At 69.9% G+C, this 24,435-nt stretch carries 24 protein-coding genes and 1 tRNA gene; 13 read left to right on the plus strand and 12 right to left on the minus strand.

What is annotated here, in order from left to right:
• Positions 1-19 precede the first annotated feature (19 nt).
• Positions 20-502, minus strand: coding sequence for a CarD family transcriptional regulator (locus tag LXM50_RS11660; RefSeq protein WP_233311486.1), 483 nt, complete (start codon positions 500-502; stop codon positions 20-22).
• Between the two features lie 168 nt (positions 503-670).
• Between LXM50_RS11660 and LXM50_RS11665 the strand changes: the two genes are divergently transcribed.
• Entirely contained in the window at positions 671-1,216 is a 546-nt protein-coding gene (locus LXM50_RS11665; RefSeq protein WP_233311487.1) for a DNA modification methylase, read from the plus strand.
• A 67-nt stretch (positions 1,217-1,283) separates the two neighbouring features.
• On the opposite strand, the gene LXM50_RS11670 is transcribed toward LXM50_RS11665, so the two are convergent.
• The gene (locus tag LXM50_RS11670; RefSeq protein ID WP_233311488.1) at positions 1,284-1,967 is read right to left on the minus strand and encodes a response regulator transcription factor; all 684 of its coding nucleotides are present in this window, start codon (positions 1,965-1,967) and stop codon (positions 1,284-1,286) included.
• Entirely contained in the window at positions 1,964-3,235 is a 1,272-nt protein-coding gene (locus LXM50_RS11675; RefSeq protein ID WP_233311489.1) for a cell wall metabolism sensor histidine kinase WalK, read from the minus strand. Before LXM50_RS11675 ends, LXM50_RS11670 begins: the two co-directional genes overlap by 4 nt.
• A 230-nt stretch (positions 3,236-3,465) precedes the next feature.
• Here LXM50_RS11675 and phoU point away from each other — a divergent pair, with 230 nt between their 5' ends.
• Positions 3,466-4,176: a phosphate signaling complex protein PhoU gene (gene phoU, locus LXM50_RS11680; RefSeq protein ID WP_233311490.1), complete on the plus strand. Its 711-nt coding sequence runs from the start codon at positions 3,466-3,468 to the stop codon at positions 4,174-4,176.
• 163 nt (positions 4,177-4,339) lie between these two features.
• Here phoU and LXM50_RS11685 read toward each other — a convergent pair whose 3' ends face one another.
• On the minus strand, positions 4,340-5,083 hold the full coding sequence (locus tag LXM50_RS11685; protein WP_233311491.1) for a phosphoglyceromutase: 744 nt from the start codon (positions 5,081-5,083) through the stop codon (positions 4,340-4,342).
• A 148-nt stretch (positions 5,084-5,231) separates the two neighbouring features.
• Between LXM50_RS11685 and LXM50_RS11690 the strand changes: the two genes are divergently transcribed.
• Entirely contained in the window at positions 5,232-6,197 is a 966-nt protein-coding gene (locus tag LXM50_RS11690; protein ID WP_233311492.1) for an intradiol ring-cleavage dioxygenase, read from the plus strand.
• A gap of 12 nt (positions 6,198-6,209) precedes the next feature.
• Here the strand turns inward: LXM50_RS11690 and LXM50_RS11695 are convergent, their stop codons facing one another.
• A complete protein-coding gene (locus LXM50_RS11695) occupies positions 6,210-6,713 on the minus strand; it encodes a GNAT family N-acetyltransferase (protein WP_233311493.1) in 504 nt (167 codons plus the stop codon).
• A gap of 40 nt (positions 6,714-6,753) precedes the next feature.
• On the opposite strand from LXM50_RS11695, the gene LXM50_RS11700 reads away from it, so the two are divergent.
• Positions 6,754-7,575 (plus strand): class I SAM-dependent methyltransferase, encoded by an 822-nt coding sequence (locus LXM50_RS11700; protein ID WP_233311494.1) that lies wholly within the window; start codon positions 6,754-6,756, stop codon positions 7,573-7,575.
• Between the two features lie 6 nt (positions 7,576-7,581).
• On the opposite strand, the gene pabB is transcribed toward LXM50_RS11700, so the two are convergent.
• The 4 genes from pabB to LXM50_RS11720 all read right to left on the minus strand — a co-directional run bounded on the left by pabB (position 7,582) and on the right by LXM50_RS11720 (position 12,081).
• Positions 7,582-9,798, minus strand: a complete 2,217-nt coding sequence (gene pabB, locus LXM50_RS11705) for an aminodeoxychorismate synthase component I (RefSeq protein WP_233311495.1) — start codon at positions 9,796-9,798, stop codon at positions 7,582-7,584.
• Positions 9,799-9,811: 13 nt separating this feature from the next.
• On the minus strand, positions 9,812-10,942 hold the full coding sequence (locus tag LXM50_RS11710) for a folate-binding protein YgfZ (RefSeq protein ID WP_233311496.1): 1,131 nt from the start codon (positions 10,940-10,942) through the stop codon (positions 9,812-9,814).
• 2 nt (positions 10,943-10,944) lie between these two features.
• Positions 10,945-11,568 carry an FABP family protein gene (locus tag LXM50_RS11715; RefSeq protein ID WP_233311497.1) on the minus strand — a complete coding sequence of 208 codons (624 nt, stop codon included), beginning with the start codon at positions 11,566-11,568 and terminating at the stop codon, positions 10,945-10,947.
• 222 nt (positions 11,569-11,790) lie between these two features.
• Entirely contained in the window at positions 11,791-12,081 is a 291-nt protein-coding gene (locus tag LXM50_RS11720; RefSeq protein ID WP_233311498.1) for a hypothetical protein, read from the minus strand.
• Positions 12,082-12,149: 68 nt separating this feature from the next.
• On the opposite strand from LXM50_RS11720, the gene LXM50_RS11725 reads away from it, so the two are divergent.
• The 8 genes from LXM50_RS11725 (at position 12,150) to LXM50_RS11760 (ending at position 21,631) form a co-directional block, all read left to right on the plus strand.
• Positions 12,150-12,842 (plus strand): response regulator transcription factor, encoded by a 693-nt coding sequence (locus LXM50_RS11725; RefSeq protein WP_233311499.1) that lies wholly within the window; start codon positions 12,150-12,152, stop codon positions 12,840-12,842.
• A 102-nt stretch (positions 12,843-12,944) separates the two neighbouring features.
• Positions 12,945-15,110, plus strand: coding sequence for an RNA degradosome polyphosphate kinase (locus LXM50_RS11730; protein ID WP_233311500.1), 2,166 nt, complete (start codon positions 12,945-12,947; stop codon positions 15,108-15,110).
• The gene (locus LXM50_RS11735; protein ID WP_233311501.1) at positions 15,107-16,114 is read left to right on the plus strand and encodes an NUDIX domain-containing protein; all 1,008 of its coding nucleotides are present in this window, start codon (positions 15,107-15,109) and stop codon (positions 16,112-16,114) included. The genes LXM50_RS11730 and LXM50_RS11735 overlap by 4 nt, the downstream gene beginning before the upstream one ends.
• Positions 16,115-16,237: 123 nt before the next feature.
• The gene (locus LXM50_RS11740) at positions 16,238-17,365 is read left to right on the plus strand and encodes a phosphate ABC transporter substrate-binding protein PstS (protein ID WP_233311502.1); all 1,128 of its coding nucleotides are present in this window, start codon (positions 16,238-16,240) and stop codon (positions 17,363-17,365) included.
• Between the two features lie 167 nt (positions 17,366-17,532).
• Entirely contained in the window at positions 17,533-18,546 is a 1,014-nt protein-coding gene (pstC, locus tag LXM50_RS11745) for a phosphate ABC transporter permease subunit PstC (protein ID WP_374107828.1), read from the plus strand.
• Positions 18,543-19,637: a phosphate ABC transporter permease PstA gene (gene pstA, locus LXM50_RS11750; RefSeq protein ID WP_233311504.1), complete on the plus strand. Its 1,095-nt coding sequence runs from the start codon at positions 18,543-18,545 to the stop codon at positions 19,635-19,637. The genes pstC and pstA overlap by 4 nt, the downstream gene beginning before the upstream one ends.
• Before the next feature lie 18 nt (positions 19,638-19,655).
• The gene (pstB, locus tag LXM50_RS11755) at positions 19,656-20,435 is read left to right on the plus strand and encodes a phosphate ABC transporter ATP-binding protein PstB (protein WP_233311505.1); all 780 of its coding nucleotides are present in this window, start codon (positions 19,656-19,658) and stop codon (positions 20,433-20,435) included.
• Between the two features lie 86 nt (positions 20,436-20,521).
• Positions 20,522-21,631, plus strand: coding sequence for a phosphate ABC transporter substrate-binding protein PstS (locus LXM50_RS11760; RefSeq protein ID WP_233311506.1), 1,110 nt, complete (start codon positions 20,522-20,524; stop codon positions 21,629-21,631).
• A gap of 104 nt (positions 21,632-21,735) precedes the next feature.
• Here the strand turns inward: LXM50_RS11760 and LXM50_RS11765 are convergent, their stop codons facing one another.
• From LXM50_RS11765 to LXM50_RS11775, 3 genes are all read right to left on the minus strand, one after another.
• The gene (locus LXM50_RS11765; protein WP_233311507.1) at positions 21,736-22,467 is read right to left on the minus strand and encodes a flavodoxin family protein; all 732 of its coding nucleotides are present in this window, start codon (positions 22,465-22,467) and stop codon (positions 21,736-21,738) included.
• Between the two features lie 50 nt (positions 22,468-22,517).
• Positions 22,518-23,408: an aminodeoxychorismate lyase gene (locus tag LXM50_RS11770; RefSeq protein WP_233311508.1), complete on the minus strand. Its 891-nt coding sequence runs from the start codon at positions 23,406-23,408 to the stop codon at positions 22,518-22,520.
• A 244-nt stretch (positions 23,409-23,652) separates the two neighbouring features.
• Positions 23,653-24,282, minus strand: coding sequence for a DNA-directed RNA polymerase subunit beta (locus LXM50_RS11775; RefSeq protein WP_233311509.1), 630 nt, complete (start codon positions 24,280-24,282; stop codon positions 23,653-23,655).
• A gap of 64 nt (positions 24,283-24,346) precedes the next feature.
• On the opposite strand from LXM50_RS11775, the gene LXM50_RS11780 reads away from it, so the two are divergent.
• Positions 24,347-24,419: transfer RNA gene (locus LXM50_RS11780), tRNA-Lys, on the plus strand.
• The last annotated feature ends 16 nt before the right edge of the window (positions 24,420-24,435 follow it).

Genomic DNA, 24,435 nt, shown 5'->3' on the forward strand with positions numbered 1-24,435 from the left:
ACCCCTTCGTCAGCAGAACTCAGGAGGCGAGGACCTCGTCGAGCAGCGCTCCGGCCTTCTCCTCGTCGATCTTCTCCGCGAGCGCGAGCTCGGAGGTGAGGATCTGACGGGCCTTGGCGAGCATGCGCTTCTCACCCGCGGAGAGCCCGCGGTCCTGGTCGCGGCGCCACAGGTCGCGGACGACCTCGCTGACCTTGATCACATCGCCGGAAGCGAGCTTCTCGAGGTTCGCCTTGTAACGGCGCGACCAGTTGGTCGGCTCCTCGGTGAACGGGGCGCGCAGCACCTCGAACACCCGGTCGAGCCCCTCTTGGCCGATCACGTCGCGCACGCCGACCAGGTCGACGTTCTCCGCAGGCACCTCGATGATGAGGTCTCCCTGCGTGACGTTCAGCTTCAGGTACTTCTTGGTCTCCCCCTTGATCACACGGTCCTTGACCTCGATGATCGTCGCGGCGCCGTGGTGCGGATAGACCACGGTCTCACCAACCTCAAAAAGCATAAAGTCGTGTCCTTTCGGCAACCTCCAGGATACCACAGCGGGAATGCGCTAAGGTTCGCGCCCCCCGCCTCGACGAACAGCACCGCGCGCACGCGAGGCGAGCCGTGCGTCGCGGACGGGTGCCCCTAGAATGGTGCTGGATCATCACGTGAATTTTCTGGAGGACCCGTGAAATCGCGCCTTGCTGCGTCCATCGCCCTCAGCGCCCTCGTCATCGTCGGCGCCACCGGGTGCGCCGGGATCACTCCGCAGGCGACCACCATCGACTACTCGGCCTCCGACGGCGCGAACGTTCCCAAGAACGGCCCGATCGAGGTCCGCAACGCCTTCATCGTGGTGAACGACGCCGGCACGCTCGGCAACCTCGTCGCGGGCTTGGTCAACACCACGTCCGACGCGCAGACGATCCACATCTCGATCGGAGACGGCCCGAGCCAGAGCGTCCGCATCGCGGGCCAGAAGGCGGTGAGCCTCGGTGGCGACGACGCGAAGCCGATGACCTTCGAGAACCTCGACACCAAGGCCGGGGAGACCATCGACGTCTACTTCCAGTCCGGCGACGCGGAGGGCGTCAAGTACGCGATCCCCGTGCTCGACGGCACCCTCTCCTACTACTCGCAGCTGGTCCCGACCGCGCAGCCGAGCCCGACCTCCACCCCGGTCGCCCCGGCCGTCGAGGTCACCCCGACGCCCAGCGAGACCCCGGTCGGCTGAGCCCCGGCGTTCCGCAGAGAGCCCCCGGAATCCGTGAGGATCCGGGGGCTCTCGCGTGTGCGGCGGGTCAGCCCTCGAAGCGGTACCCGAGCCCGCGCACGGTGACGAGCATGACCGGCTCGGACGGGTTCTGCTCGATGCGCGAGCGGATCCGCTTGATGTGCACGTCGAGGGTCTTGGTGTCGCCGAAGTAGTCGCTCCCCCACACCCGGTCGATCAGCTGGCCGCGGGTGAGCACGCGCCCGGAGTTGCGCATGAGCACCTCGAGCAGCTCGAACTCCTTGAGCGGCATGTTGATGACCTCGCCGTCGACCGCGACGGTGTGCCGGTCGATGTCGACGGTGACGCGGCCGCCCTCCAGGATGCGCTCATCGACGTCCTCCTCGGCCTGCACGACCCGCCGCAGCACGGCACGCATGCGGGCGAGCAGTTCGCGGGAAGAGTACGGCTTGGTGATGTAGTCGTCGGCCCCCAGCTCGAGACCCACCACGATGTCCACCTCGGAGTCCTTCGCGGTGAGCATGATGATCGGCACGGCGGACGCGGTGCGGATCTGACGACACACCTCTGTGCCGGGCATGCCGGGCAGCATCAGATCGAGCAGGACGATGTCGGCCCCGCCCTCGCGGAACAGGGCGAGGGCCGTGGGGCCGTCCTCGGCGATCTCGACCTCGTAGCCCTCCCGGCGCAGCAGGTAGGCGAGCGGGTCGGCGAGATCGGGCTCGTCTTCGACGAGGAGGATGCGGGTCATACGAGTTCTCCGGTATCGGTGCGGATCGTGTCCGTGGTGTTCGCGGGCGACGGGGCGAGACGCGAGGCCTTGCGCGCCTGACGCTTCTTCTTGCTCTTGTCCTTCGGTTTCTTGCTCTTGCGCGAGACGACATCCTCATCGACATCGGGGCTCGCGATCTGCGGCAGGCGCATGGTGAACGTGGAGCCGCGGCCCGGGCGCGACCACAGCCGCACCTCGCCGCCGTGACGCTGCGTGGCGTGCTTCACGATCGACAGCCCGAGGCCGGTGCCGCCGGTGCGACGGGAGCGGGCCTCGTCGGCCCGGTAGAACCGTTCGAAGATGCGCTCGCGGTCGGCCTCCTCGATGCCGATGCCCTGGTCCGCGACCGAGATCTCGACCACGCCGTCGTCGATGCGCACGCCGACGCCCACGCGGGATCCGCGCGGTGAATAGACGATCGCGTTCGCGATGAGGTTGCCGACCGCCTCGATGAGGATCTGGCCGTCGCCCTGCACCCAGGCGCCGCGGTCGCCGCCGCGGCTCAGCTCGACCCCGGCCGAGGCCGCCTGCACGGCGTGCGCCTCGACGCTGGTGGCGATGACCTCGTCGATCGCGACGGCGCCGAACGTGCCGAGCCCGTCGGAGGACTGCAGCCGGGAGAGGCTCATGATGCGGCCGGTGAGTTGGCCGAGACGCGCGGCCTCGGCCTGGATCCTGGTCGCGAACGCCCGTACCTGGGCGGGGTCGTCGGCGGCCGACTCGATGGCCTCGGCCAGCAGACTCACGGCTCCCACGGGGGTCTTCAGCTCGTGACTGGTGTTGGCCACGAAGTCGGTGCGCATCTGCTCGAGGCGCTCCTGCTCGGTGACGTCGCGGATGATGAGAAGGCTCAGGCGCGGGCCGATGCGGCTCGCCCTGGCGGCCACCAGCCGCGGATCGAGGTTGCGCCCGCCGCGCGCGAGGCGCAGCGTCGCCGTCTCCGAGCCGCCCTCGCGCACCGCGCGTACGAGCCGGCTCAGCTCGGCGTTCTCGAGCGTGGCGCCGACACCGATGCCGAAGCGCGCGGCGGCCGTGCTCGCAGCCGTGACGAGCCCGGACGGATCCACCGCGCAGGCGGCGTCGTCCATGGCTGCCAGCACGTCGGTGAGGCCGTCGGGGAGCTCGCTGGACGCCTGCTGCTCCGCCGCGGTCCTCGCGCGCATCGCGGCCACGATCATCGCAGTGATGCCTGCGCCGATCGCGACTCCGAGCCCGAGGGCGAGGAGGGCGAGCAGAGTGCTGTCCATGGTGACCAGCGTAGAGGTCGTTCATCCCCCGGATCCGCGGGTTCGCGCCTCGCGCACCCCCTGGCGCGCTAGTGTTCACGAGGACGGCACCAATCGTTAACCTTCGCCGAAGAGAATCGCCACGTGCGTGTCACGACCCGTGATGGGCACCGTCCCGTGCCCGCTCTGCGGGCCGCCGTGCGACTCAGACCATCCGGTGCCCCGGGTCACAGAACGAAAGGTGCGCAGCCATGCGCGAAGTCTTCCACCAGTCCCTCGAGGATCTGCAGTCGCAGCTCGTCGAGATCGCCGACCTCGTGGCCGTGTCGATCGAGAAGGCCACCCGCTCGTTCGCGACCAGCGACGTCGCACTGGCCGAGGAGGTCATCGCCGACGACGCCCGCATCGACGAGCTCGCGGTCGCGCTCGACGAGCAGGCCATCGAGATCCTCGCCCGCCAGCAGCCCGTGGCCCGCGACCTGCGCATCGTCGTGACGGCGCTGCGGGTGAGCGCATCCCTCGAGCGCATGGGCGACATGTCCGAGCACATCGCCCAGCTTGCACGACTGCGCTTCCCCGAGCGCGCCATCCCGAAGGGCCTGAAGGGCACCTTCACCCGCATGGGCGAGCTGGACGTCGAGATCGCGCGCACGCTCTCCGAGCTGCTGCGCACGCAGGACCTGCGCTTCGCCGACGCGATCCGCAACGCCGACGACGACGTGGACGAGCTGCACGCCAGCGTCTTCGAGAAGGTGCTCAGCGACAACTGGAAGGGCGAGGCCGGCGCCACCGTCGACGCCACCCTGGCCAGCCGCTACCACGAGCGCTTCGCCGACCACGCGGTCGCCGTCGCGAAGAAGGTCGTCTACCTGGCCACCGGCGACTGGGCCGTCGATGAGGAGCACATCGCCCTCGCCGTCGAGGCGCAGGCGGAGGCTGAGGCCGGATCCGGTCTGGCCTGACCCCGCCACGTCGAAGATCCGCCCCGCCGTTCGGTTCGGGGCGGATCTTCTCGTTTCGGGGCGCGTCACGATCGGAATTCCCGGGAGAGCGCGCCCCGGAAAGACGGATCCCGCCCCGAACCGGCTCTGAGAACCGGTCGGGACGGGATCGACGTTCTCCGGCCTACTTCTTGCCCTGGTTCGCCACCGCCGCGGCACCCGCAGCGGCCGCCTCGGGGTCGAGGTAGCGACCGGGCCCGGTGGGCACGTTGTCGTCGTCGAGCTCGTAGACCAGCGGGATGCCGGTCGGGATGTTGAGCTCGGCGATGTCGGCGTCGCTGATGCCCTCGAGGTGCTTCACGAGACCGCGCAGCGAGTTGCCGTGCGCCGTGACGAGCACCGTCTTGCCGCTCTCGAGATCGGGCACGATCGCCTCGTGCCAGTAGGGCAGCAGACGGTCGATGACGAGCTTGAGCGACTCGGTGCGGGGAACTTCGCCGTCGATGCCGACGTAGCGGGGGTCGTTCACCTGGCTGTACTCGCTGTCGTCGTCGAGCGGGGGCGGCGGCACATCGAAGGAGCGGCGCCACAGCTGGAACTGCTCGGGCCCGAACTCCTCGAGCGTCTGCGCCTTGTCCTTGCCCTGGAGGGCGCCGTAGTGGCGCTCGTTGAGGCGCCAGGAACGGCTCACCGGGATCCACAGCCGATCAGCGGCGTCGAGCGCGATGTTCGCGGTCTGGATCGCGCGGCTGAGCAGCGACGTGTGCAGCACGTCGGGCAGGATCCCCGCCTCGGCGAGCAGCTCGCCACCGCGGAGGGCTTCCGCCCTCCCCTGCTCGTTCAGACGGACGTCCACCCAGCCGGTGAACAGGTTCAGCTCGTTCCACTCGCTCCGGCCGTGGCGGAGCAGGATCAGGGTGCGGGTCATGCTCCCAGCCTACGGCGTGCCCCGCACGGGCTCGACGCCCGCGTCATCGCATGACGGCGCCTCCTTAGAAGACGCATAGCGGACGGATAGGCCCGGATCCGACGGGCTCGAGAGGATCCTTCTGTCAGCACCGAGAGAGGATCCGGACATGAGCACCTTCCCCGACCCGACCCGCACGCCCGACGGCCCCGCGTACGAGGGCCGCCTGCTCGATCGCCCCGAGGAGGAGGTCGTGGATCAGGGCGCGCCGTTCGACATCCGCACCCTGATGTCGCGTCGCACGGTGCTGAGCCTCGTCGGGCTCGGCGCGGGCGGTGCGGTGCTGGCGGCGTGCGCACCGGTGGCCTCGAACGCCGCGTCCACGGCGTCCCCGATGCCCACCGTCACCAGCACGCCGAGCCCGTCCGCGACGTCGGCGGCCACCACGGCCGTGCCCGCGGCGGAGATCCCCGATGAGACCGCCGGCCCCTACCCCGGCGACGGCTCGAACGGCCCGGATGCGCTGACCGATTCCGGCATCGTGCGGCAGGACATCCGCTCGTCGATCGGAGGGGGCACCACGGCGTCCGGCGTGCCGCTGACGTTCTCACTGAACATCCTCGACATGGCGCCCGGGGACGCGCCGTTCGCCGGTGTCGCCGTCTACGCCTGGCACTGCAACGCCGCCGGAGGGTACTCGATGTACTCATCGGGCATCGAGGACGAGACCTACCTGCGCGGGGTCCAGGTCGCCGACGCCGACGCCGACGGGAGGGTCTCCTTCACCTCGATCTTCCCCGGCTGCTACTCGGGGCGCTGGCCGCACATCCACTTCGAGGTGTATCCGACCGCCGCCGATGTCACCGACTCTGCGAACGCGATCGCCACCTCGCAGATCGCCTTGCCCCAGTCCGCCTGCGCGGCCGTGTACGCGACCGCGGGCTACGACGGCTCGGCGCAGAACCTCGCGCAGACCTCGCTGTCCACCGACAACGTGTTCGGCGATGACGGCGGTGCGCTGCAGATCGCGGCGATGACCGGCGACGCGGCGAGCGGCTACACCGCGACGCTCACCGTGCGCGTGGACACCCGGACCGCCCCGACGGGCGGGTCGATGGGCGCGGGTCCGCGCTGACCGCCGTGCGCGCTATGCCCCCGTCGGCCGCGTCGCGGGCGCCGGGGTCAGGTCCTTCCCGTACCAGCGGTCGGCGTAGGGCTCGGCGTTGAACGCCTCGACCGAGAGGAAGCCGAGGCTCTCGTACATCGCGCAGGCCTCGACGAGATCGGAGCGGGTGTTGAGTCGGAGCGATCGCAGGCCCCGAGCGCGAGCGGCCTCCTCGAGTGCGAGGATCAGGCAGCGCGCGATGCCCCTGCCCCGCGCGGCCGGCAGCGTGAAGACCTTGGTGAGCTCGGCATGGCCCTCCACGAAGCGCGCCCCGGCGCATGCGACGACGGCCTCGCCGTCCCGTACCAGGAGCAGGATCCCGGTGTCGCCCTGCAGGTCGTCGTAGGGCTCGTCCGCCAGGACCGCCGCCCGTTCCGCCTCCGTGGCGGGCCTGCCGTGATACCGCGAGACGACCTCGGTGAGATAGGTGCGCACGATCGCATCCGCGTCCGCGGTGCCCGGGATTCCGACCTCGATCGTCTGCACTCGGAAAGCCTACGGGGTCGCGACCGGGCAGGATGGTCCCATGGCGTCCTCTCCGCTCGGCCGGCCCACCCGGGGCACCACCGGCACCAACCGGCTGCGACGCAACGACCGCTGGATCGCCGCCTCGCCCGCGTTCCGTCGTGCGGCGGATCCGCTCGTCGTCGACCTGGGTTTCGGAGCCAGCGGCGTCACCGCCTTCGAGCTCGCCGCACGCCTCATCCGGGTGCGACCGGACGCCGAGGTGCTCGGGCTCGAGCTGGACCCCGAGCGCGTGGCGACGGCGCTGGCCCAGCTCTCGGAGCTCCGCGGCGGCGCCGGCCACTTCGCCGCCGACCTGCCCGTCTCGTTCGCCCGGGGCGGGTTCGAGGTGCCGCTGCCGTCGGGGCGCAGGGCCGCCGTGATCCGCGCGATGAACGTGCTGCGGCAATACGACGAGGCCGACGTGCCCGAGGCATGGGCCCGGATGGCGTCGCGGCTCGCCCCCGGCGGTCTGCTCGTGGAGGGCACCTGCGACGAGATCGGCCGCATCGCGACCTTCGTCGACGTGGATCAGGGCGGCGTGCCGCAGCGTTTCACGCTGTCGCTCCGGCTCGCGGATCTGGAGCGGCCGTCGGTCGTCGCCGAGCGCCTGCCCAAGGCCCTCATCCACCACAACGTGCCGGGCGAGCGGATCCACGCCCTGCTCGCGGATCTGGACCGCGAGTGGGAGCGCGCGGCGCCGCTGTCCGCATTCGGGGCGACCCAGCGCTTCCTCGCCGCCGTCGCGGCTCTCCGCGAAGCCGGTCACCCGGTGCTCGGCACCCGCGCCCGCTGGCGCCTGGGTGAGCTCACCGTGCCGTGGAGCGCCGTGACCCCGAGCTGAGCCCGCTCACGCCTCAGGGAACGCCGCGCCGGTCAGCCGCAGCAACGGGCGCGCCTTGACCACGGTCTCGGCGTACTCGTCATCGGCGTCCGAGAGCGAGACGATCGCGCCGCCGACGCCGTAGTCGAGGCCCCCGTCGTGCACGACGAGCGTGCGGATGATGACGCTGAGATCCACGGCGCCGTCGAAGGAGAAGTACCCGAGCGCACCGCTGTACAGTCCGCGCGGGCCGCCCTCGAGCCCGTCCAGGATCGTCATGGTCCGCAGTTTCGGCGCGCCGGTCATGGAGCCGGGCGGGAAGGCCGCGCGCACGCAGGCGACGGGTGTCTCCGCGAGCCGCGAGCGCACCGTCGAGACCAGTTGATGCACGGTGGCGTAGCTCTCCACGCGGAACAGCCCGTCCACGTGCACGGATCCGAGCTCCGCCGTGCGCCCGAGATCGTGGCGGACGAGATCCACGATCATCAGGTTCTCGGCGCGGTCCTTCTCCGATGCCGCGAGCTCGGCGCGGATCCGCTCGTCCTCGGCCGCGTCCGTGCCGCGCGGACGAGTGCCCTTGATCGGGCGGGACTCGACCGCGCCGTCCGCCGAGATCCTGAGGAAGCGCTCGGGCGAGGTGCTCAGCACGCTCACCCCGTCGATGCGCAGGAACGCGCCGAAGGGTGCCGGGTTCTGCGCCCGCAGCGCGAGGTAGGCGGGGAGCGGGTCGATGGCGGTGTCCGCCTGCAGCAGGTTGGTCAGGCAGGCCTCGTAGGTCTCCCCCGCCGCGATCTGCTCCTGAGCCTCGGCGATGAGCCGCAGGTACTCGATGCGCGAGTGCCGGGCAGCGAGCACGAACGGCGTGGTGGACGAATACGGTGCGGCGCTCTCGCTCTCGCCCTCGCCCTCGCCGTCGACGGCGGCCTGCGGCGTCCCGATCGCCGCGATCCGCTCCTCCGTCTGCGTGAGCCACGTCTCGTCGTCCAGCGCGAGCAGATGGATCAGCCCCTCACGATGATCCACGACCACCGCACGATCGAGTCGGACCATCATCGCGTCGGGCGTCGCGGATCGACGCTGATGCGGAGACCCGCATTCGGCGCGCAGCTCGTAGCCGAGGGCGCCGACCCAGCCCAGGGCGAACGGCAGGTCGCCCGCCTCGGTGACGGTGCCCGCCAGCTCGGCGTCGAGCCAGTCGAAGAAGCCCGTGCGGATGACGTCCTCGGTCCGGCCGTCGCGCACCGTCACCGTGCCGGCCTGCACGTCGGCGACCGCCGTCGGCAGCTCGTTTCCGCCGCCCAGGATGGAGTACCGGGCGCGGTCATCACCGCCGCGGCCGCCGTCGAGCCAGACCGCCTGCGCGGCATCGCCGAAGAGCACGGTGAAGAGCGCCGCCGTGTCCGCGTGCAGCGGCAGGGTGCGTCGGAGCACAGGGCGGGGCACGGGCGCAGCCCGGTCCGCATCGACAGGGCGATGCTGCTCGGCCCCGAGCGGGCGGTCCGGCGCACCGATGCGGACCGGCGCCTCGGTGTCTCCCGGTGCCTCGACCTCGCCCCGCGCGGGCGCGGGCCCCGGCAGCCGTCCTGCGCGCATCGCACGTGCGAACGCGACGAAGTTCGCCACCATGCGGGTGCCGTCGAGCGTGCCGATCGACTCGGGGTGGAACTGGACGCCCCACAGTGGCAGCTCGCGGTGGCGCACGCCCATGATCACGCCGTCGTCCGCGCGCGCGGAGACGACGAGCTCGTCGGGCACCTCATCGATCATGAGCGAGTGGTAGCGCACCACTTCGACGGGCGAGGAGAGACCGTGGAAAGGGCCGGTCCCGTCGTGCACGACCGGAGAGGGCCTGCCGTGACGGGGCTCCGGGGCACGCCGCACCCTGGCGCCGAAGGCGTGGCCGATCCCCTGATGCCCGAGACAGACGCCGAGCAGCGGGATGCGCCGCTCGGCAGCGATCCGGATCGCGTCGGCGCAGATCCCGAAGTCCGCGGGCACGCGCGGATCGCCCGGCCCGGGCGAGAGCACGATCGCGTCGTACCCGTCGAGGACCGACGGGTTCCACCCGGCCCAGTCGTTGTGCACGACGACCGGTGCGCGGCCCGCGGTCGCCGCGATCTGATGCACGAGGTTGTACGTGAAGGAGTCGTAGTTGTCGATCAGCAGGATGCGCAGCGCCCGCTCCTGCCGCAGCTCCGCGCCCGGGGCGGCGTCGGTCGCCGTGCTCTCGATCTCCGAGCCCACCGGTCGCACCGCGTCAGTGCGCGTCGCGCGGATCCGGCGCGGACGGGCGCCTCGACAGCCGCGTCAGCCGAGGCACGTCGGCCGTCGCACCCGCATCGGCCGGGACGATGATCTCCTGCGCGGCGGCGATGTCGCCGTCCGGCGTGCGCACGACGAGGTCGCCGACGGGCGCACGACGCGACAGGATCGCCAGGGCGATCGGCCCGAGCTCATGATGCCGGGCGGCCGAGGTGATGCGCCCGACCTCGTCCTCTGTGCCGTCCGCGCCGACGGCCAGCACCGGGGCACCCGCGTCGGGCAGCAGGCTCTCACTGCCGTCCAGGTGCAGGGCAGCGATGCGACGCGGCGGGTGGCCGAGGTTGTGCACCTTCGCCACGGTCTCCTGGCCGCGGTAGCAGCCCTTGTTCAGATGCACGGCGCTGCGGATCCAGTCCGTCTCGTGCGGCAACGAGCGCTCATCGACCTCGGCGGCCCAGCGGGGGCGCCAGGCTGCGATCCGCAGGGCCTCCGCGGCGAGTGCGCCGGCCCAGGTCGTCTCGTGGTCTGCGGCGAGCGCCGCGGCTGTGGACTCGTCGAGCACGGCAGTGCGCCAGCGGTACCCCGAGCCGGGGTGCTCGCCGACGTGGTACTGGTGTCCGCCGGGCTGCACGGTCGGCCACGGGTCGGTCCAGACGACGGCCGTGCCGTGCGGGGAGAGGGCGACGCGTTCGGCGCGCTGCTCCGCCCCCGCGCCGGCGAAGAAGCCGACGACGAGCAGTTCGGGGCGCACCGCGACCTTCACGTCAGCGCGGAACACCATCCGCTGCAGCCAGATGGCGAGCGGCTCGACATCTGCGGCGTCGGCGATCAGCCACGTGGACGAGCCGTCATCGAAGACCGCGGCCACATGCTCGACCCGCCCCTGCGGATCCAGCACGAGCAGCTCGGCGCTCTCCCCCACCCGAAGGTGCGCGACCGACTGCGACGTGATCGAGTCGAGCCAGGTGAGGCGCTCGGATCCGGTCAGCTCGATCACGGAGCGGTCGCCGAGCGGTGCGAGTGCGTCACCGCGCTCCAGCGCGCGCTGCTCGCGGATCGGATCCCCGAAGTGCTGTGCGATGCCGCCGTCGGCGATCACGCCGGGCAGAGGCGGGAAGCCGGCCACGATCAGACCTTCGCAAGCCGGGCGGAGGCGTGCGAGCGCAGCCCGGCGCCGAGTGCGGCGATGTCCCACGCCCAGAGCAGATGACCGTCCACCAGGCCGTACATCCGCGAGGCGGCGCCGTACTCCTTGGCGCCCTCGGCACGAACGATCGCGTCGGTGGCGATGTCGATGCGGGGTCCGTCGATGCGGCCGAGGTAGAGCTCGAGCATGCCGTCCGAGTGCGCGATCGACACCTCGATCGCGAAGCCGCCCTCCGGCAGGCGCAGCGCCTCGACGTCATCCACCGTGCGCTCGGCCGTGCGCGCCTCGCGGGGCGGCAGCAGCGCCGGTCCCGCGTCCTGCGCGTCGGCGGGCCGTGTCAGGCGCCAGAACCCCGATTCGGCCACGAGCGCGAGCGGCTCGCCCTCCTCCGGGGTGAAGGTCGCGGTCGCCGCGTAGTTCAGGAAAGGGCCGCCGTCATGGCTGAAGCTCACGCGGTGCGCGAACTCGCCGCGGTAGCGGTGCGCATCATCGTCGCCGTCGGGTCCGGGCACCTCGTAGTCGATGACGCCGGTGCCTTCCCACACTCCGAGCAGCCACGACAGCGGCACGATGTCGGCGGGCAGGTCGGAGGGAAGATCGAGCACGAGCAGCCTTCTCTCAGCAGATGTCGCGGGGCGGGCGCTGATCAGCGCTGGCCGCGGAACAGGTTGACCAGGACGGCCCCTGCGCAGAAGGCGATCGCGAGCCCCGCGAGGACCAGCAGGCCGACGAAGAAGAGTTCGAGCGCGACGATGTCCATGCCTCTACTCTATGCCGTCCGCGGCCTGCGCAGCGCCGGGCGAGGCCCGACGCAGCACGGTGCGCCGTCAGCCGCCGAAGAGAGCCGAGATGCCGAAGCCCGCCGACACGATCCCCATCACGAGCAGCGCGCCGAGGCTCCCCGCCGAAACGCGAAGGATGAACCCGCGCGTCTCACCGCGGAACAGCTGCACGGTGAACGACAGCAGCACGCAGACGCCGAACCCGATCACGTACCAGGTCATCAGCAGCGTGTCCGGCGCGAGCAGCCCGATCAGGACGGCCCCCACCGCGGCGACGGCCCAGGTGACGACGAGCCCGACGAAGGGGCTGCGCGGAGCGAGGACGGGTTCGGCCATGCGCCCATTGTCACCCATCCCGGCGATGCTCGCAGTCCTGAGTAAGGTGTCAGCAGGAAAGGATCCGCGTGGCGCAACTGCTGGTGCTGACGTCGTCTCCCGCTGCGGGGCCGGTTCTGCCCGCCCTGGAGCTGCTCGGCCACCGCGTCCGGGTGATCCCCGCACAACCCGCGGAGCTGGTGACCGCGCCCGATGCCGACGCCGTGATCGTGGACGCGCGCACCGACCTCGTCGCCGCCAAATCTCTGTGCACGCTGATCCGCACCACGGGCCTGCGCGGGCCGCTGCTGCTCGTGGTGACCGAAGGCGGGATGACCGCCGTGAACGGCGAATGGCGCATCGACGATGTGCTGCTCACCGGCGCCGGCCCCGCCGAGATCGACGCCCGCATCCGCCTCGCACTGTCCCGGGAGGCGCCGGCGGCGGAGCCCGTCAAGGTGCAGACCTCGGGACTCACGATCGACGAGCAGTCCTACTCCGCGAAGCTGCGCGGCACCCCGCTGGATCTCACGTACAAGGAGTTCCAGCTGCTGCACTTCCTCGCCACGCACCCCTCGCGGGTGTTCACGCGCGAGCAGCTGCTCAGCGAGGTGTGGGGCTATGACTACTTCGGCGGCACCCGCACCGTCGACGTGCACGTGCGACGGCTGCGCGCCAAGCTGGGCGACCAGGAGCACATCATCGGCACGGTGCGCAACGTCGGCTACCGCTTCAACGTCGATGAGGACGAGACGCGCCCCGTCTCACCCGGAACCCGCTGAGCGGATCCCCGGGACACCCGATCCGCCCGGCGGTGCGTTCGGTCGATCCGGATCCCGATCCTGTTCACCTGCAGGCAACATCCTCCTGCAATGATGGGGCGCATGATCGATCCCGCATTGGCAGACTCCGGCCTCGGCGACGCCGAGGACGACGACTTCGACGAACTCGTCGCGCCGGACGACTCGCTCCTCCCGGAGGACCGGTATCTCGACCGCGAGGTGAGCTGGCTGGCGTTCAACCAGCGCGTGCTCGAGCTCGCCGAGGACGAGACCCTCCCGGTGCTCGAGCGGGCGAACTTCCTCGCGATCTTCGCGAGCAACCTGGACGAGTTCTTCATGGTGCGTGTCGCCGGCCTGAAGCGCCGCATCGTCACGGGCCTCGCCGTCCCCACCAACGTGGGCCGCGCCCCCGCCGACGTGCTCGCCGACATCTCGGCCGAGGCGCACAAGCTGCAGCTGCGTCATGCCGTCGCGTGGACCGGACTGGTCCGACCCGCGCTGGCCGCCGAGGGCATCACCATCGTGGACTGGGAGGACCTTGACGGAGAGGCCAAGGCCGAGCTCACCGACTACTTCCAGACCAACGTCTTCCCGGTGCTGATGCCTCTCGCGGTCGATCCTGCGCACCCGTTCCCGTACATCTCCGGCCTCTCGCTGAACCTCGCGATCCGGATCCGCAACGCCCGCACCGGCCGTCAGGAGTTCGCGCGCCTGAAGGTGCCGCCCATGCTGCCGCGCTTCGTCGAGGTGCCCTCGGAGGACGGCGCGCTGCGCTTCATCCGCCTGGAGGAGCTGATCGCGAACCACCTCGACGACCTCTTCCCCGGGATGGAGGTGCTCGACCACCACGCGTTCCGACTCACCCGCAACGAGGACGTGGAGATCGAGGAGGATGAGTCCGAGAACCTCATCCAGGCGCTGGAGGCCGAGCTGCTGCGCCGCCGGTTCGGCCCGCCGATCCGCCTCGAGATCACCGACGACATGGACGATGTGACGCTCGACCTGCTCCTCACCGAGCTCGACATCACCGACCAGGAGGTCTACCGCCTCCCCGGGCCGCTCGATCTGCGCGGCCTGTTCGGGCTCGGCCGGATCGATCGTCCGGACCTGCGGTACACGCCCCACGTGCCCACCACCGCGCTGGCGTTCAAGCCGGGCGCGAACGAGCGCATCGACATCTTCAAGGCGATCCGCAAGGCCGACGTGCTCGTGCACCACCCGTACGAATCGTTCACCACCAGCGTCGTGGCGTTCCTCGAGCAGGCGGCGCGCGATCCGCACGTACTCGCCATCAAGCAGACGCTGTACCGCACCTCGGGCGACAGCCCGATCGTGCAGGCCCTCATCGACGCCGCCGAATCCGGCAAGCAGGTGCTCGCCCTCGTGGAGGTCAAGGCCCGCTTCGACGAGGCGAACAACATCGTCTGGGCCCGCAAGCTCGAGAAGGCCGGAGTGCACGTCGTGTACGGCCTGGTGGGGCTGAAAACGCACTGCAAGCTCGTCAACGTCATCCGCGAGGAGGACGGCGTGCTGCGCAGCTACAGCCACATCGGCACTGGCAACTACAACCCGAAGACCAGCCGGATCTACGAGGACTTCGGCCTGTTCACCGCCGATCCGCAGGTCGGCAAGGACCTCACCCGCCTGTTCAACGAGCTCAGCGGCTATGCGATCGAGAAGAAGTTCAAGCGTCTCCTGGTCGCCCCCCTGCACCTGCGCAAGGGCCTGCTCCGGCAGATCGAGAAGGAGCGTCAGAACGCGCTCGACGGCAAGCCGGCGCACATCCGCATCAAGGTGAACTCGATGGTGGACGAGCAGATCATCGACGCGCTCTACCGCGCGAGCGCCGCCGGCGTTCCGGTGGACGTGTGGGTGCGCGGCATCTGCAGCCTGCGCACGGATCTGCCCGGCATCACCGACAACATCACGGTGCGCTCGATCCTCGGGCGCTACCTCGAGCACTCGCGCATCTTCGCGTTCCACAACGACGGAGATCCGCAGGTCTTCATCGGCAGCGCGGACATGATGCACCGCAACCTCGACCGCCGGGTGGAGGCGCTGGTACGGGTCACGGATCCCGCCCACATCGAGGAGCTGGTCGGGTTCTTCGACCTCGCGCTCTCCCCCGACACGTCGTCGTGGCACCTGGGAGCCGACGGCGAATGGATCCGGCGTGCGTTCTCCGAGGTTGGCGCACCGCTCGTCGACCTGCAGGATAGGACCATGTCGCAGATCCAGAAGCGTCGCAGGGCACGGGCGGTGCGATGACCCCCAGCCCCGCCGGACCCTCCACCGCCACCGCGGACACCACGGGCCTCACGGTCGTCGCCGAACGCCCCGATCGTGCCGTGTACGCGGCCGGCGGACTGGTGTGGCGCGTCGTGGAGGACAAGCTGCGGATCCTGCTGATCCACCGCACCAAGTACCGCGACGTGACCTTGCCCAAGGGCAAGGTCGATCCGGGAGAGATGCTCGCCGAGACGGCCGTGCGGGAGATCTTCGAGGAGACCGGGATCCGCGTCTCGCTGGGGGCGCCGGTGGGCGTCTCCCGGTACACGATGGCCAACCGCAAGCAGAAGGTCGTGCACTACTGGGCCGCGGAGGCGACCGACGAGGCCGTCCGCGCTTCGGTGTTCGTTCCGAACCGCGAGATCGCCGCCCTGGAGTGGGTGAGCCTGAAGAAGGCGCGCGCGCGGCTGAGCTACCCGGTGGACGTCGAGATCCTGGAGGCGTTCGCGAAGCTGGTCGATGACGGGGCGCTCCGCACCTTCCCGCTCATCGTGCTGCGGCACGCGAAGGCGGCAAGCCGCGGCGTGTGGCTCGGAACCGACGCCTCCCGACCGCTGACCCCGCGCGGGCACGCCCAGTCGAAGGCGATCGTGGGGCCGCTGCGGGCATTCGGTGTGCAGAAGATCGTGTCCAGCGACGCACGGCGCTGCGTCGAGACCGTCAAGCCCCTGGCGAAGTCGCTCGAGCTCAAGGTCACGAAGACGCCGCTGCTCAGCCAGGACGCCTGGGAAGAGGGCGAATCGGATCCGCGCACGGTGGTGGGCAAGCGCGTCCGGGCCGGCAAGCCGACCGTGCTCTGCAGCCATGGCCCCGTGCTGCCCGACATCCTCCGCGAGATCGCTCTCGCCACGGGCACCATGCACGGGTCCTACCTCGGCAGCGCCTCCGCGCTCGAGGTCGGCGCGTTCAGCGTCGTGCATCTGAGCGCCACCAACCCCGGATCCGGCATCATCTCGATCGAGACGCACCTGCCGAAGATCTGAGGGGGACGCCGATCTTCGTTCACCCCCCGTTTACCTTCGATCTTTGATCGCGTAACAGACGCCGCATATCGTCTGGCGTGGCCCTGCACCAGGGCACACTCGACACAGCGAAGGACTTACATAGTGAAGCTCAACCGCATCACCACGATCGGCGCAGCCGGCGTGCTCGCCGCGATCGCGCTCGCGGGCTGCTCCTCGACGCCCAGCAGCACGAGCACCGAATCCTCCTCGGCCGCTCCGACCTCGAGCGGCGTCACCTCCAAGGTGGACGCCTCGCTGACCGGCACGATCACCTCGGGCGGCTCCAGCGCGCAGGCGAACGCACAGGCTGCGTGGACCGCTGCGTACAACGCGCAGGTCAAGGGCGTCACGATCAACTACGACAAGTCCCAGGGCTCGGGCGGTGGCGTCACCAACTTCCTCAGCGGCGCCTACGACTTCGCCGGCTCCGACTCCCCGCTGAACGCGGACCAGACCACCCAGTCGAAGGCCCTGTGCACCGAGGGCGGCATCAACATCCCCGTCTACCTCGACGGCGTCTCGATCATCTTCAACGTCCCCGGCGTGACCGACCTGAAGCTCAGCGGCGAGACCATCGCCAAGATCTTCGCCCTGCAGATCACCGACTGGTCCGACGCGGCGATCACCAAGGACAACGGCAAGGCCCTCCCCGCCGGCAAGATCACCACGGTGGCGCGCTCGGACGGTTCGGGCACCACGGCGAACTTCACCAACTACCTCGCCGCCACGCAGAAGAGCGTCTGGACGTTCCCCGCGGGCAAGGACTGGCCGGTCGAGGGCGACGTCTCCAAGCAGAAGGGCGGCTCGGGTGTCGTCCAGGCCGTCGAGGCCGGCACGGGCACGATCGGCTACGCCGACCACTCCGCGATCGGCAAGCTCGCCAGCGCGTCGATCCTGCAGGACGGCAAGGCCGTCGCGTTCAGCCCCGAGGCCGTCTCGAAGACGTTCGAGGTCGCCGCGGTGGACGCCTCCAACGGCGTCAAGGGTGACCTGTCGAAGAAGTTCGATTACTCGAAGCTGACCGCCGAGACCTACCCGATCCCGCTGGTGTCGTACGCGATCGCGTGCACCACCTTCAAGACCCCGGCCCAGGCCGCCCTGGTGAAGAGCTACATCGGCTTCATCGACAGCACGATCGGCCAGCAGGTCGCCGTGAAGAACGCCGGCGCGGCGCCGCTTCCGGACTCGGTCCTCAAGGCCGCTCAGGAGTCGCTCGCGACCATCAAGTAAGCATCAGGCCGGCCCGGGTCGACTCTTCGGAGTCGACCCGGGCTGGGCTGGGCAGCCGACCCCGGTCGGAGGCCCTGCCGAGTTTCCGTGCTGGCCCGATCCCTCTCCTGCCACAGGCCGGAGCACAAAGAAAGACGCGCACACCATGCGAGATGAAGAGTGGCACCGTGACTGACGTCGCGCAGCGTGATGCGGCGACCCCGGTCGCCGCCGAGAACCTCGTCGGGAAGCGTCGCGCCGGCGACAGTTTCTTCCTGGGCCTGTCGACGACGGCCGCCGCGTCGATCATGGTGATCCTCGCCGGTGTTGCGATCTTCCTGATCCTCAAGGGTCTGCCCGCCATCACGGCGAACTGGGAGACGAACGGCGACCTCGCCGGCTATCAGAACAAGCACTGGGGCAGCTTCTGGAACTACGTCGCCCCGATGCTCTGGGGCAGCATCTGGTCGGGACTGATCGCACTGATCCTCGGCGCCCCCGTCGCGATCGGCATCGCCCTGTTCATCTCGCACTACGCGCCGCGCCGGCTCGCCAGCGCGCTCGCGTACGTCGTGGACCTGCTCGCCGCCGTGCCGTCCATCGTGTTCGGCCTGTGGGGTGTCATCGTGATGCGCCCGTTCCTGCTGCCGCTCTCGGAGTTCCTCAACCAGTACTTCGGCTGGATCCCGCTCTTCGAGGGTCCGGTGTCCAGCACCGGCTCGACCATGCTCGCCGGTGGCGTGGTCCTGGCGGTGATGATCCTGCCGATCATCACCGCGCTGACCCGCGAGATCTTCCTGCAGACGCCGCGGCTGAACGAGGAGGCCGCCCTCGCCCTCGGCGCCACGCGCTGGGAGATGATCAAGCTCGCCGTCTTCCCCTACGCCCGCAGCGGCATGGTCTCCGCCATCCTGCTCGGGCTCGGCCGGGCGCTCGGCGAGACGATGGCGATCGCGCTGATCATCTCGCCGTCGCTGCTGTTCTCGGTGAAACTGCTCACCGACGGATACAACTCGCAGACGATCGCGGGAAACATCGCGCTGAACTTCCCGATCGCGACCGACATCCAGCGCTCCGCCCTGATCGGCACCGGCCTCATGCTCTTCGTGGTGTCGCTCGCCGTCAACATGATCGCCCGCGGCATCCTCGGTCGCTCCGAGCGCAAGGCACGCACCTCGCCGAAGATTGGAAAGCGCGTATGACCGCCGTCAGTCCTGCGCCGACGACCGCGCCGCCGATGAGCCTCACCAGCGGGCAGCTGCCCCGCTGGATCGAGCCCGTGCTCGCGATCGGCACCGCGGTGGTCGTGGCCGCCGTGCTCCTGGTGATCCAGCTCTTCAACCCCGCGGTGTGGCTCGTACTCACCGCCGTGGTCTACCTCATCGCGATCGGCGTCGGATCGAGCATCGTGGAGGGCCGCCGCAAGGCCGTCGACCGCGTCGTGCGCGGCCTCGTCGTATGCGCCTTCGTCCTCGCCGTGGCACCGCTGATCTCCACGGTCTGGACCGTGGTCGCGCAGGGCCTCAAGGTGGTCAACTGGGACTTCGTGACCAAGGTCGGCGGCACCGTCTTCGACCCGAACACGCTCGCCGTGACGAACACCCCCGGCGCCCTGCAGGCCGTCGTCGGCACCCTCATCATCACCGGGATCGCCGCACTGATCTCGGTGCCGATCGGGATCCTGGCCGCGGTGTATCTGACCGAGTACGCACAGCCGAGCAACCCGATGCGTCGCACGGTCACGTTCCTCGTCGATGTCATGACCGGCATCCCGTCGATCGTCGCCGGTCTGTTCGCGTTCTCGCTGATGGCGCTCATCGTCGGCCCGAAGGCGTTCAGCGGATTCTCCGCATCGATCGCGCTCTGCGTGCTGATGATCCCGATCGTGATCCGCTCCACCGAGGAGATGATCCGGCTCGTGCCGAACGAGCTGCGCGAGGCCTCGCTCGCCCTCGGAGTGCCGCGCGCCACGACCATCATCAAGGTCGTGCTGCGCACGGCCGCGAGCGGCATCGTGACGGGGGTCGTGCTGGCCGTGGCCCGCGTGATCGGCGAGACCGCGCCGATCTTCATCGCGGCGAGCTTCACCGACAACTTCAACGCCAACCCGTTCAATGGGCCCATGCAGACCCTGCCGGTGATGGCCTACACGGCGTACAGCTTCCCGGGCAAGGACATCGAGGCCTCTCAGGCGCAGGCCTGGGGTGCTGCCCTGCTGCTGGTCATCGTCGTCGTCATCTTCAACCTCATCGCTCGGATCGTCGCGAAGGCATTCGCGCCGAAGAGCCGCTAACTCAGGAAGGCACGCAGCGTGTCCAAGAGCATCGAAGTCAACGATCTGAACGTCTTCTACAGCGACTTCCTCGCCGTCGAGGACGTGTCCATGAACATCGAGCCCCGCACCGTGACCGCCTTCATCGGCCCGTCCGGCTGCGGGAAGTCGACGTTCCTGCGCACCCTCAACCGGATGCACGAGGTCATCCCCGGCGCGACGGTCAAGGGCAGCGTGTACATCGACGGCGAGAACCTGTACGCCCCGGGCGTCGACCCGGTGCTCGTGCGCCGCCAGGTGGGCATGGTGTTCCAGCGTCCCAACCCGTTCCCGACGATGTCGATCAAGGAGAACGTGCTCGCCGGCGTCCGCCTGAACAACAAGCGGATCTCCGCCTCGGACGCGGACGCTCTCGTGGAGAAGTCGCTGCGCGGCGCCAACCTGTGGAACGAGGTCAAGGACCGCCTCGACAAGCCGGGCGCGGGTCTCTCCGGCGGACAGCAGCAGCGTCTGTGCATCGCCCGGACCATCGCCGTGTCCCCGCAGGTGGTGCTGATGGACGAGCCGTGCTCGGCCCTCGACCCCATCTCCACGTTCGCGATCGAGGAACTCATCACCGAGCTCAAGAACGAGTTCACGATCGTGATCGTGACCCACAACATGCAGCAGGCGTCGCGTGTGAGCGACAAGACGGCGTTCTTCAACATCGCCGGCACCGGCAAGCCGGGCAAGCTCATCGAGTTCGCCGACACGGCGACCATCTTCACCTCGCCGAAGGAGCAGGCCACCGAGGACTACGTCTCCGGCCGCTTCGGATGATCGTCGACCGAGTGCACCCGGCGCCGCCGCGTGCACTCGGCCCTCGTGCGCTGGGCTATCCTGGCCCACGACCGAGGGGATCCATCGTGACGACGTGCCGCTTCGCGGGCCTCGCAGCGCTCGCCGCCGTCTCGGCGCTTGTGCTCGCGAGCTGCGCAGGTCCGGATGCGGGTGCTCCGCGCACCACTGCGCCGACGATCCCGCCGCCGCCCCCGCTCTCCGGCGGCATTCTGGGCGCCGGTTCCTCGGCGCAGCAGGGCGCGATCGGTTCCTGGTCCGCGCTCCTCACCGCCGCCCACCCCGATGCTCACGTGGCATTCGACCCATCCGGATCCGGAGCCGGTCGTCAGTCGTTCCGTGAGGGTCGGGTGTCGTTCGCAGGTTCGGACGTGCCCTTCACGACCGACGAGGTCGCAGCCAGTGGCTTCACGGCGTGTGCCAAGGGGTCCGAGCTCATCGAGATCCCCGCGTACGTCTCGCCGATCGCCATCGTCTTCACCCTCCGCGGCGTCGACTCTCTGAAGCTCGATCCGAAGACCCTCGCGGGTATCTTCACCGGCGCCATCACGGCCTGGAACGACCCTGCGATCGTGGCCACCAACCCGACGGCGAAGCTGCCTGCGTCGCCGATCGTCCCGGTGCACCGCTCCGATGCCTCGGGCACCACCGCCAACTTCACCGACTACCTTGACCAGACGTCACCGGATGTCTGGACCGCCGGCGTTGTCGACAGCTGGCCGACAGGTCTCGGCGGCGAACCCGCCCAGAAGTCATCCGGCGTCGCCGCCGCAGTGCGGGGAGGCGAAGGCCGGATCGGCTACATCGACGCCGGCGAGGCCGAAGGCCTGGCCTCGGTCGCGATCAGAGTCGGGAACGACTGGGTGGGGCCCTCCGCTCAGGGAGCGAGCGCCGCGTTGGATGCGGCGAGGACGGAGCAGGGCCGCGCACCGGGCGATGTCGCGATCCGGATCGACCGCGGCACCACCGCCGAGGGGGCCTACCCCTTGCTGTTGGTGGGGAGCCTCATCGGCTGCGCTCGGTACGACAGTGCAGAGACCGCGGCGCTGACGAAGGCCTTCTTCTCGATCGCCGTCTCGGGCGAAGGGCAGCGGGCGGCCGCTGCCGCCACCGGCAGCGCTCCGATCTCGGACGAACTGCGCACCAAGGCCCAGTTCGCGATCGACCTGATCGTCTAGCACCGCCGAACGGGTGAGATCAGGATCCGGCGGCTACGACAGGACCGACCGCCACGGGACCTCGATGGTCCGCACGATGCCGGACGCGCCGTGTGCGCCTGCCGTCAGCGGTACTCGGGATTGGCGTCGTAGCCCCAGCGCTCGCCGTCGTTCCATGCCTGTCGCAGGTTCCCGTAGGCGGGGATGCCGCCGGCATCCTTGAGCCGCCTCGCCGTGTGCAGGAGGTTCCAGGTCATGAACGTCGTGTTGCGATTGGTGAAGTCGCTCTCCGGGCCGCCCGAACCGGGATCCAGATAGCTCGGTCCGGGCCCGATCGCACCGATCCACCCCGCATCCGCCGCCGGCGGGATGGTGAATCCGATGTGCTGCAGGCTGTACAGGATCGACATCGCTGCGTGCTTGACGCCGTCCTCGTTGCCGGTGATGATCGCGCCGCCGGTCTTGCCGTAATAGACGTACTGGCCCTTGTCGTTGAACAGGCCGCTCATCGCGTAGAGCCGCTCGATGAGCTTGCGAGTGATCGAGGCGTTGTCACCGAGCCACAGCGGCCCGCCCACCACGAGGATGTCGGCAGCGTCGATCAGCGGCCAGATCTCGTCCGGCCACGCATCGCTCGCCCAGCCGTGCTCGCGCATGTCGGGGTAGACCCCGGTCGCGACGTCATGGTCGATGAAGCGGATGCCGTCGACGGTCACGCCCTGCGATCGCATCAGCGCGATGCTGCGATCCATCAGCCCCTGGGTGTGACTGAGTTCGGGACTGCGCTTCAGAGTGCAGTTGACGAACACCGCACGAAGGTCGTCGTAGGCCGCAGGAGCGACCGGGAGCTCTGCCATGTGGGCAGACTACGACCTTCACTCCCCGCGGAACAGGCCTTCAGCGAACCTCAGTCCCGCGCGGAGAGCAGGTAGGCGTTCAGGCCGTCGGTGAATGCATGGTCGACGGTGAGCGTCGCCTCATCGATCGCGGTGATCGGGGCTGCCAGGCGCACACTCGAGAGAAGCCAGGCGTGGTCCGCGGTGGCGAGGTCCGCAGTCGGCACGGTGGCGTACTCCGTGACGTACCCTTGAGCCTCGAGGTGCGCGAAGAGGCTGATCTGCGTGGTGCCCTGCAGGATGCCGCCATGGGGCGCCGGCGTGACGAAGCGGTCGCCGAAGCGCAGGATGAGCGAAGCCGTCGGCGCCTCCAGCACGACGCCGTCCGTGGTGACGAAGATCGCGTCGTCGGCATCGCGGCGGTGCGCCTCCCGGAGCGCGGACATGTTCACCGCGTACGACAGCGTCTTCGCGCCCAGCAGCAGCCAGGGCGAGCGCTCGGCGGCGCCGCTGTCATAGCCGCGGTCGAGAGTGACGACGCGGATCCCCTCGGAGCGTGCGGCGGAGAAGTCGGCAGCCGGGGCGGCGGTGACCCACGCCGTGGGCGCCGGACCGTGGTCGACGCCACGGCTGAGGATGAGCTTGATGACCCACTCCCCCGAACCGCACTCGGCGGCGGCGAGCGCGATGGCCTGACGCCATTGCTCGCGGTGCGGTTCGGGCAGTTCGCACAGAGCGGCCGAGTGCGCGAGCCGCTGCACGTGCGCTTCGACCTCCTGGGCGTGCCCGTCGACGACGCCGATCGACTCGAAGATGCCGTCGCCGCGCTGCGTGCTCAGCTCGCCCACGCTGAGGGCGGGAGCACCCGGGTCGATCCGGCGGAAGCCGTCGCTGAAATCCGCCCGCTCCTCATCCGTGGACTCGGCGGGGGTGATCAGCAGGGCGAATCGGGCTGCGGCCATAGGACGAGCCTAGGGCGTGCACGACGCGCCCGGCGTCGCGGTCGACGGGAATACCGCCGCCCCCGACGCGTTACACTTGATCGGCCGGGCCGCATAACCCCGGGCTCCATTTTTCGCCGCTGCGAGCGGCCTTCCGCCGAGAGGCGTTCTTGCGGCCCGGCTTCTTCATGTCCGGGCGCAGACGCGACCCTGTCGGGAGTGATCGCCGGATCCGGTCGTCGTCAACGGCGCCTCGAGGATCCGCTCAGTTCAGCGAACCGTCGCGCCACGCGGCGGCGGAAGCCGTCAGATCCAACGCGAAGGCGCTGAGTCGGGCCGCGCGCGTGGTGAGCTCGCTCGCCCGGTCGGGCTCGGTCGGGTCGTAGTCGTCGGCGATGTGCGTCGAGCCCGAGGCCTGCACGCGGCAGAACGCCGCCGCGCGCTCGAGCGCGATCGCGAAGTCGCCCGAGAACGCGCCGTGCAGGATCGTGTCGATGAGTGCCACGAGCTCGTCCGGGCCGGCCGGAACCGGTGCGCCTGCCACGAGCGCGTCGACGGACGGCAGCTCAACCCGGCCGCGCTCATGAAGGAGCGCGGCGAGGGACGGATCCGTGTGGATCGAAACCTGCAGCAGGTAGAGCCGCCACAGGGTTCCCGGCAGCGAGACGGCAGGGCTCTTCGCCCAGAGCTCCGCGACCTCGTCGATGCCGTGCTCGGTCGCATAGGCCACGAGTCGCTCAGCGCTCACGCCGCTGTCGTCCGCACGCACCCGAGCCAGCAGCGCCGACGCGGTGGCGTGCGCCATGCGCGTCTGCTCGGCCGGGTCGTGGGATCCGAGCAGATAGTCGAACGTCTCCGGGGAGAGGCGGACGGGGCGATGGAACGGTGCGGGCACCGACCCAGGCTACGCGCGGTGTCCGACTCGGGCACCCAGTCGCGACCGATAGACTCGACGACACGGGCCTCTAGCTCAGTTGGCAGAGCATCGGACTTTTAATCCGCGGGTCGTGGGTTCGAGCCCCACGGGGCCCACCGATCTTGCGCTCGG

Source organism: Microbacterium sp. Au-Mic1 (assembly GCF_021341785.1).
Taxonomy (GTDB): domain Bacteria; phylum Actinomycetota; class Actinomycetes; order Actinomycetales; family Microbacteriaceae; genus Microbacterium.

Excerpts from the sequence above, each read along its gene's own strand:
- LXM50_RS11660 (WP_233311486.1), bottom strand. The coding sequence starts at position 502 with ATGCTTTTTGAGGTTGGTGAGACCGTGGTCTATCCGCACCACGGCGCC.
- LXM50_RS11670 (WP_233311488.1), bottom strand. The coding sequence starts at position 1,967 with ATGACCCGCATCCTCCTCGTCGAAGACGAGCCCGATCTCGCCGACCCG.
- LXM50_RS11675 (WP_233311489.1), bottom strand. The coding sequence starts at position 3,235 with ATGGACAGCACTCTGCTCGCCCTCCTCGCCCTCGGGCTCGGAGTCGCG.
- phoU (WP_233311490.1), top strand. The coding sequence starts at position 3,466 with ATGCGCGAAGTCTTCCACCAGTCCCTCGAGGATCTGCAGTCGCAGCTC.
- LXM50_RS11685 (WP_233311491.1), bottom strand. The coding sequence starts at position 5,083 with ATGACCCGCACCCTGATCCTGCTCCGCCACGGCCGGAGCGAGTGGAAC.
- LXM50_RS11690 (WP_233311492.1), top strand. The coding sequence starts at position 5,232 with ATGAGCACCTTCCCCGACCCGACCCGCACGCCCGACGGCCCCGCGTAC.
- LXM50_RS11700 (WP_233311494.1), top strand. The coding sequence starts at position 6,754 with ATGGCGTCCTCTCCGCTCGGCCGGCCCACCCGGGGCACCACCGGCACC.
- LXM50_RS11720 (WP_233311498.1), bottom strand. The coding sequence starts at position 12,081 with ATGGCCGAACCCGTCCTCGCTCCGCGCAGCCCCTTCGTCGGGCTCGTC.
- LXM50_RS11730 (WP_233311500.1), top strand. The coding sequence starts at position 12,945 with ATGATCGATCCCGCATTGGCAGACTCCGGCCTCGGCGACGCCGAGGAC.
- LXM50_RS11735 (WP_233311501.1), top strand. The coding sequence starts at position 15,107 with ATGACCCCCAGCCCCGCCGGACCCTCCACCGCCACCGCGGACACCACG.
- pstA (WP_233311504.1), top strand. The coding sequence starts at position 18,543 with ATGACCGCCGTCAGTCCTGCGCCGACGACCGCGCCGCCGATGAGCCTC.
- LXM50_RS11765 (WP_233311507.1), bottom strand. The coding sequence starts at position 22,467 with ATGGCAGAGCTCCCGGTCGCTCCTGCGGCCTACGACGACCTTCGTGCG.
- LXM50_RS11770 (WP_233311508.1), bottom strand. The coding sequence starts at position 23,408 with ATGGCCGCAGCCCGATTCGCCCTGCTGATCACCCCCGCCGAGTCCACG.